Raw genomic sequence first — 6,903 nt, forward strand, 5'->3', positions numbered from 1 at the left:
ATTGGCCCGGATTGCCTTTGCCCTGATGACGACTCAGCAACCGTATCGGACTGCGGCCGATACGGTGGGGTAGACATAGAATCTCCTACAGGGAGCACTAGATCTTCACATTCCCCCGCGGCCCCGCTACCGCCCAGATAATCAGGCCCAGCACCGGCAGGATGACGATCACCAGAATCCAGATGATCTTCATCGACATCTCGGCGTTGCTTTTCACCACGTTGATGATCGCCCAGATATCCAGGGCAAAGATGATCAGGCTGATCAGGCCACTCAGGGTCGAACCCATATAGATGATCCCTCTATGCGATTGTCGGCCTGATCAGCATAGCCGCCCGCGCCGCAACGGCACGGGCGTAAGCCAACAGTGGCGCTCAGACCCGCGCCGGATCGATCACCGCGAAGCTGGCCACGGTGTCATGGCCTTCCAGCACACCGCCCTCGCGCGCCACGCCAATGGTCTGCAAGCCGGCCTGCTGCGCGGCGTCCAGTTCCTGGACCACGTCGGAGAGGAAGAGGATTTCCTCGCCCGGCAGGCCGATGGCCGCGGCGATGCGCCGGTAAGAATCGGCCTCGCGCTTGGGCCCGCTGGTGGTGTCGAAGTAGCCGGAGAACAGCGGCGACAGGTCGCCGGCCTCGGAGCAGCCGAAGATCAGCTTCTGCGCCTGGATCGAGCCGGAGGAATAGACGTACAGCTGGTAGCCCTCGGCGCGCCACTGGCGCAGCGCGTCGACAGCGTCCGGGTAGACGTGGCCCTTGAGTTGACCGGCACGGTAGCCCTGCTCCCAGACCATGCCCTGCAACGCTTTGAGCGGCGTGGCCTTGCGGTCTTCGGCGATCCAGCGGAGGAGGATGTCGATGCAGCGTTCGGTGTCGGCGTTCGCCTCGCCGCTGTCGGCGCGCACAGCAGCCAGCTGCTCGGCTACGGCGGGCTCGGCGGCGTGCTCGCGCACGTAGTCCGGCAGGTGCGCGGCGGCATAGGGGAAGAGCACGTCGAAGACGAAGCTGACTGCGCTGGTGGTGCCTTCGATGTCAGTGAGGATGGCCTTGATTGTCATGGGAACTCCAGGAAAGCTGAACGGCTCGTGCAAGAGCCCCTCACCCCCACCCTCTCCCTGAGGGGAGAGGGAGCCGTATGTGCCAATTGAAGCCAGAGTGTCAGCCGGCACCGACCAGTCCCCTCTCCCTTCGGAGCGGGGCGCGTAGCTAGGGTTAGGGAGAGGGTGGTTCAGGTAACGACGTTACTTGGACGCAAACACGCTCGCGCAATAGTTTCAGTCTTCCAGCAACGGAAACCGCTTGGCGATCTCGTCACCGGTGAACTTCGCAACCCAGCCCTCGGCGTTGTTGAACAGACGGATGGCGACGAAGTGCGGGCGCTCGCCCATGTCGAACCAGTGGCGAGTGCCGGCGGGCACCGAGATCAGGTCGTTCTTCTCGCACTGCACGGCATAGACGTGATCCTCAATGTGCAGGGTGAACAGCCCTCGGCCGGCGACGAAGAAGCGCACCTCGTCCTCCCCGTGGCGGTGCTCGTCGAGGAACTTGGCGCGCAGCTCGTCCTTCTGCGGATGGTCGGCGGTGAGGCTGACCACGTCGACGGTGACGTAGCCCTCCTCTTCCTGCAGGCGGCGAATCTCGTGCTGGTAGGCGGCGATCACTTCTTCCTGGCTGGCGCCGGGGACGATGGGGGCGTTGGCCGCCCAGCGCTGGAAGCGCACGCCCAGCTCGCCCAGGGTGGAGGCGATGTCCTCGGCATGGGTCAGCAGCTTCAGTGGCTGCTCGGGGTTGGATTCGTGATAGACGGTCAGGCTGCTCATGGTCGTTATCCTTCTGGGCTGTTTCCGCAAAAGCGGGCCGGATTCGCTCAGCGCGTGCCGCCGCGAAGGCTCAGTACTTTCAGTTCGCATTCGAAGAGGAATTCGAAGGCTTCGATCTGGCGCAGGGCATCGGCCATGCGTGGGCCCCAAGTGTACAGGCCGTGGCCGCGGATCAGGTAACCGGGGCAGTCCGGATGCGCATCGAGCCAGGGCTGTACCTGGGCGGCCAGGCGCGCGATGTCCTGGTCGTTGTCGAAGATCGGCACGGTCACGCGGCCTTCGTGGGTGGTGACGCCGCTGAAGGCCTTCTGTAGCTCGTAGTCCTCCAGCTCCAGGCGGTCGCCGGCGGTCAGGCGCGACAGCACGGTAGCGTTGACCGAATGGGTGTGCAGCACCGCACCGATCTCCGCGCGCCAGGCGTAGAGCTGGGTGTGCAGCAGGGTTTCCGCCGAAGGCTTCTTGCCGGGCTCCAGGCTGTTGCCGGAAAGATCCGTTTCCAGCACGTCGTCCTCGCCAAGCTGGCCCTTGTGCTTGCCGGAGACGGTGAGCAGCGCGCGGTCGGCCGCCAGGCGCGCCGAGTAGTTGCTGCTGGTGGCCGGCGACCAGCCGCGGCCATAGAGGAAGCGGCCGGCGTCGATGATCTGCCGGGTCAGCTGTTCACGGGTGTCGTTCATGCGGGTCCTCGTTCAGAAGGGTCCAGATGATGAAGGCGGCGGCCAGCGCGGCAAGGCTGGCGATGGAGAAGGTCCAGGCCTGGCCAAGGCTACCCCAGCTGTAGCCGGAGTAAAGCGCGCCCAGCGCGCCGCCGGTCCCCGCCAGCGCGGCGTAGAGCGCCTGGCCCTGGCCCTGCTGGCGCGCCTGGAAGCTGCGCTGGACGAAATGGATAGCGGCGGCGTGGAAGCTGCCGAAGGTTGCCGCGTGCAGCAACTGGGCGAACAGCAATACCGACAGGTGCCCGGCCAGCGTGCCCAGCAGCAGCCAGCGCAAGGCCGCCAGCAGGAAGCTCGCCACCAGCACCTGGCGCAGGGAAAAACGCTTGAGCAGGCGCGGCATGACCAGGAACAGCAGCACCTCGGCCACCACGCCCAGCGCCCAGAGCTGGCCGATCAGGCCACGGGCATAGCCGAGCGCTTCCAGGTGCAGGGTCAGGAAGGTGTAGTACGGGCCGTGGGACAGCTGCATCAGGCACACGCAGAGGTAAAACGCGAGCACGCCGGGCTTGAGCAGTTGCTGACGGAAGCCACCGGCGCTGGCTTCGTCCTGCCGCGCCGGCGGCTGGGCGTTCGGCACCCACCAGCTGGCGCCGACGATGCCGAGCATGATCGCCAGCAACGCCAGCGGATAGGCGTCCAGGCTGGCGAACTCGAACAGCCAGCCGAGGCCGACCACGGTGCAGATAAAGCCGATGGAGCCCCACAGGCGAATACGGCTGTAGCTCTCGGTGCGCCCACTCAGGTGCGCCAGGGTGATCACTTCGAACTGCGGCAGCACCGCGTGCCAGAAGAACGCGTGCCCGGCCATGATCAGCGCGAGCCAGGCATAGCTGTGGCCGAGGAATATGCCGGCGAAGCACAGCGCCGTGCACACCGCGCCAAAGCGCACGATGGCCAGCCGCTGGCCGCTGCGGTCGCCCAGCCAGCCCCACAGGTTCGGCGCCACGCAGCGCATCAGCATGGGGATGGCGACCAGCTCGCCGATGCGCGCGCTGGAGAAGCCCAGGTGATGGAAATACAGCGCGAGGAACGGCGCCGTCCCGCCCAGCAGGCAGAAGTAGAAGAAGTAGAAACTGGACAACCGCCAGTAAGGGACCTGCGTCATCGGCGGCGCGACGAACCTTCCGCGAACCGGTTGGCCCGCGGAAGGTTCAGGTCGATCAGAGCTGACCGAGGACCGGAGTGCCGACCTTCACGTCGGCATTCTGCGCGCGATGGCGCAGCAGGTGGTCGAGCAGCACGATGGCCATCATCGCCTCGGCGATGGGGGTCGCGCGGATGCCCACGCACGGGTCGTGGCGGCCCTTGGTGATCACGTCCACCGGGTTGCCGTTCACGTCGATGGAACGGCCGGGGGTGGTGATGCTGGAGGTCGGCTTGAGCGCCAGGTGGGCGACGATCGGCTGGCCGGAGGAGATACCGCCGAGGATGCCGCCGGCATTGTTCGACAGGAAGCCTTCCGGGGTCAGCTCGTCGCGGTGCTCGGTCCCGCGCTGGGCGACGCTGGCGAAGCCGGCGCCGATCTCTACACCCTTCACCGCATTGATGCTCATCAGCGCGTGGGCCAGTTCGGCATCCAGGCGGTCGAAGATCGGCTCGCCCAGGCCCGGCGGCACGCCTTCGGCGACCACGGTGATCTTCGCGCCGACCGAATCCTGGTCACGACGCAGCTGGTCCATGTAGGCCTCCAGCTCCGGGACCTTGTCCGGGTCGGGGCTGAAGAAGGCGTTCTCTTCGACGCTGTCCCAGGTCTTGAAGGGGATTTCGATCGGGCCGAGCTGGCTCATGTAGCCGCGCACGCGGATGCCCATGCCTGCCAGCACCTTCTTGGCGATGGCGCCGGCGGCCACGCGCATGGCGGTCTCGCGCGCCGAGGAGCGGCCGCCGCCACGGTAGTCGCGCACACCGTACTTGTGGTGGTAGGTGTAGTCGGCGTGGGCCGGGCGGAACAGGTCCTTGATCGCCGAGTAGTCCTTGGACTTCTGGTCGGTATTGCGGATCAGCAGGCCGATCGGGGTGCCGGTAGTCTTGCCCTCGAACACGCCGGAGAGGATTTCCACCTCGTCGGCTTCCTGCCGCTGGGTGGTGTGGCGACTGGTGCCGGGCTTGCGGCGGTCCAGGTCGCGCTGCAGGTCTTCCAGGGAAATCTCCAGGCCGGGCGGGCAGCCGTCGACGATGGCGACCAGCGCCGGGCCGTGGCTTTCGCCAGCGGTGGTGACGGTGAACAGCTTGCCGTAGGTGTTGCCGGACATGCGAGGCTCCGCGAAAAGACTGGGATTCGAAAAGGCCGAGCAGTATACCTGCGTCAATCCGCCCTGCGAACCTTCGCGGCCCGCGAGGATCAAAGCGCCATCAGCCCCATCGTGAAGTCATCGATGCGCCGTCTCGCCCTGTTCTGCTTCCTGCTCATTTCTTCCTTTGCCCAGGCAGCCCCCACCAGCATCCTGCAACGCCCCTATGACCTGGACACAGGTCACGGCGTGCTGCGCGGCACGATGCTGCTGCCGCAGACTGACAGTCCACCAACGGTGGCCCTGCTGATCGCCGGCTCCGGCCCCACCGACCGCGACGGCAACAACCCCGAGGGCGGGCAGAACGCCTACCTGCGCAAACTGGCCGAGGCGCTGGCGGAGAATGGCATCGCCAGCGTGCGCTACGACAAGCGCGGCGTGGCCCGCAGCCTGCCCGCGGCGCCGCGCGAGGAAGAACTCAGCGTCGAGGCCTACGTCCGCGACGTGGTGGCCTGGAGCGACAAGCTGGCCCACGACCCGCGCTTCGGCCGGCAGATTCTCATCGGCCACAGCGAAGGCGCGCTGATCGCCAGCCTCGCCGCGCCGCAAACCCACGCCGAGGCGCTGGTTTCCCTGGCCGGCAGCGCCCGCCCGATCGGCGAAGTCCTGCGCGAGCAGTTGCAGGGCCGCCTGCCCCCGCCCCTGCTGGCGCAAGCCGAGCAGTTGATCGACGGCCTGCAGGCGGGCCAGCTGCAGCCGCGGGTGCCGGAGCCCCTGAAGGTGCTGTTCCGCCCCAGCGTGCAGCCCTACCTGATCTCGCTGTTCCGCCAGGACCCGGCCCACGCCTTCGCCACCCTCAAGCTGCCCACCCTGATCCTGCAGGGCACCAACGATATCCAGGTCGGCGTCGAGGATGCCCAGGCGCTCAAGCGTGCCAAGCCCGACAGCGACTTCCACCTGATCTCGGGGATGAACCACATCCTGCGCATCGTTCCGACCAGCGGTCCGCAGCAGCTCGCCTCGTACAACAATCCCAACCTGCCGCTGGCCCGCGAGCTGGTGCAGCGCGTCACGACTTTCATCCGGCAGGCGCAGACCTTGCCCGGTGGCACGCTGGCGGAATCTGGAGCGAACGTCTCAAGAAATCCGCCGGTGCGTCGATAAACCACGGGAGAGCCCTGGTCACGCCCACCAGGCCCCGAGGTAGATCCCCATGACTGAAGCCGAACAGACCGCCGTCGCCGCCGACGAGGCCGCCGCCCGCCCGCACCCGTGGGCCGAGCTGGCGCCGGAACACTATCGCCTGCTGCGCCTGGCGCCGCTGCCCACCGACCGCAGCACCGGTGCGCGGCCACTACGTTTTGTCCAGCTCGGCCGGGTGGAGCGCCACAACGCCGAGCAGAGCCTGCTGCGCCTGACCGTCCAGGTGCCCGGCCAGGTGCTGCGCAAGGAAGTGAACCTGCTGGAGGTCTGGGCGGACCACCGCAACAAGGAAGTGCGCTTTGGCGCCGATTCAGGCTTTGCCACCGATCCGCTGAACCGCGGCCTCGGGCGCTTCCTGCTGGCCCAGGGAGTGGCCTGGGCGAAAAAGAAGTGGTCGCACTACCGCGTCGAGGGCGGCGCGCTGGCGATGAAGGACGCACCCAACGAAGAGGCCCGGCAACGCCGCGACCACTTCCTGCGCGCCCAGGGCTTCGACGTGATCTACGAAGACTCGCGGTTGCTGAAGGCGCGCTACAGCGTCGGCCGGGTCAGCGAGCTGTATGACGACTGGCACAAGGAGAAGGTGCAGATACTGCCGCTGCTGGAGGCCGGCTCCATGCTGGAACAGGCCGACCAGAACCTCGCCACCCAGTCCAACGAAATCCGCCGGCTGGAACAGCGCATCGAGACCTTCCGCCGCGACGACACCAGCCTGCGCTTCACCATTGCCTGCCTGACGGTGTTCGCCGTGTTCCAGGCTGGCCTGCTGATCTGGATTGCCACGCACTGAGGCATTGCGCCCTGCCGACCTGACGAGGGGCCGTCGAACGATCGCGGACGTAGTCCGCTTGTGTCTGCAAAGCTCGATAAGCTCGAAGGTGAGAGCGACGGGAGGCAAGCTGCAGGTCCGCGGTGTTGGTCGCACGAGTAGGAGCC

General features: G+C 66.8%; 8 protein-coding genes. 2 read left to right on the plus strand and 6 right to left on the minus strand.

All coding sequences use genetic code 11. From position 1 onward, the window contains the following. Positions 1-97: 97 nt before the first annotated feature. The 6 genes from ACIPK7_RS29635 to aroC all read right to left on the minus strand — a co-directional run bounded on the left by ACIPK7_RS29635 (position 98) and on the right by aroC (position 4,785). Positions 98-289 (minus strand): PLDc N-terminal domain-containing protein, encoded by a 192-nt coding sequence (locus ACIPK7_RS29635; protein ID WP_045208647.1) that lies wholly within the window; start codon positions 287-289, stop codon positions 98-100. A gap of 85 nt (positions 290-374) precedes the next feature. Beyond that, positions 375-1,058, minus strand: a complete 684-nt coding sequence (gene mtnC, locus ACIPK7_RS29640; RefSeq protein WP_401091914.1) for an acireductone synthase — start codon at positions 1,056-1,058, stop codon at positions 375-377. 216 nt (positions 1,059-1,274) lie between these two features. Further along, a complete protein-coding gene (locus tag ACIPK7_RS29645) occupies positions 1,275-1,820 on the minus strand; it encodes an acireductone dioxygenase (RefSeq protein WP_024765430.1) in 546 nt (181 codons plus the stop codon). A 47-nt stretch (positions 1,821-1,867) separates the two neighbouring features. Then, complete coding sequence (locus ACIPK7_RS29650; protein WP_151186524.1) at positions 1,868-2,494, minus strand: methylthioribulose 1-phosphate dehydratase; 627 nt, start codon at positions 2,492-2,494, stop codon at positions 1,868-1,870. Continuing rightward, positions 2,478-3,638: an MFS transporter gene (locus ACIPK7_RS29655; protein ID WP_401091916.1), complete on the minus strand. Its 1,161-nt coding sequence runs from the start codon at positions 3,636-3,638 to the stop codon at positions 2,478-2,480. Before ACIPK7_RS29655 ends, ACIPK7_RS29650 begins: the two co-directional genes overlap by 17 nt. A gap of 55 nt (positions 3,639-3,693) precedes the next feature. Further along, positions 3,694-4,785: a chorismate synthase gene (aroC, locus tag ACIPK7_RS29660; protein ID WP_192433842.1), complete on the minus strand. Its 1,092-nt coding sequence runs from the start codon at positions 4,783-4,785 to the stop codon at positions 3,694-3,696. Positions 4,786-4,908: 123 nt separating this feature from the next. Here aroC and ACIPK7_RS29665 point away from each other — a divergent pair, with 123 nt between their 5' ends. Together ACIPK7_RS29665 and ACIPK7_RS29670 are read left to right on the plus strand one after the other, a co-directional pair. Then, positions 4,909-5,928, plus strand: a complete 1,020-nt coding sequence (locus ACIPK7_RS29665) for an alpha/beta hydrolase (RefSeq protein WP_401091918.1) — start codon at positions 4,909-4,911, stop codon at positions 5,926-5,928. Between the two features lie 49 nt (positions 5,929-5,977). Further along, entirely contained in the window at positions 5,978-6,757 is a 780-nt protein-coding gene (locus ACIPK7_RS29670; RefSeq protein ID WP_401091920.1) for a hypothetical protein, read from the plus strand. The last annotated feature ends 146 nt before the right edge of the window (positions 6,758-6,903 follow it).

Source organism: Pseudomonas sp. NPDC086581, assembly GCF_044746165.1.
Classification (GTDB): Bacteria; Pseudomonadota; Gammaproteobacteria; order Pseudomonadales; family Pseudomonadaceae; genus Pseudomonas.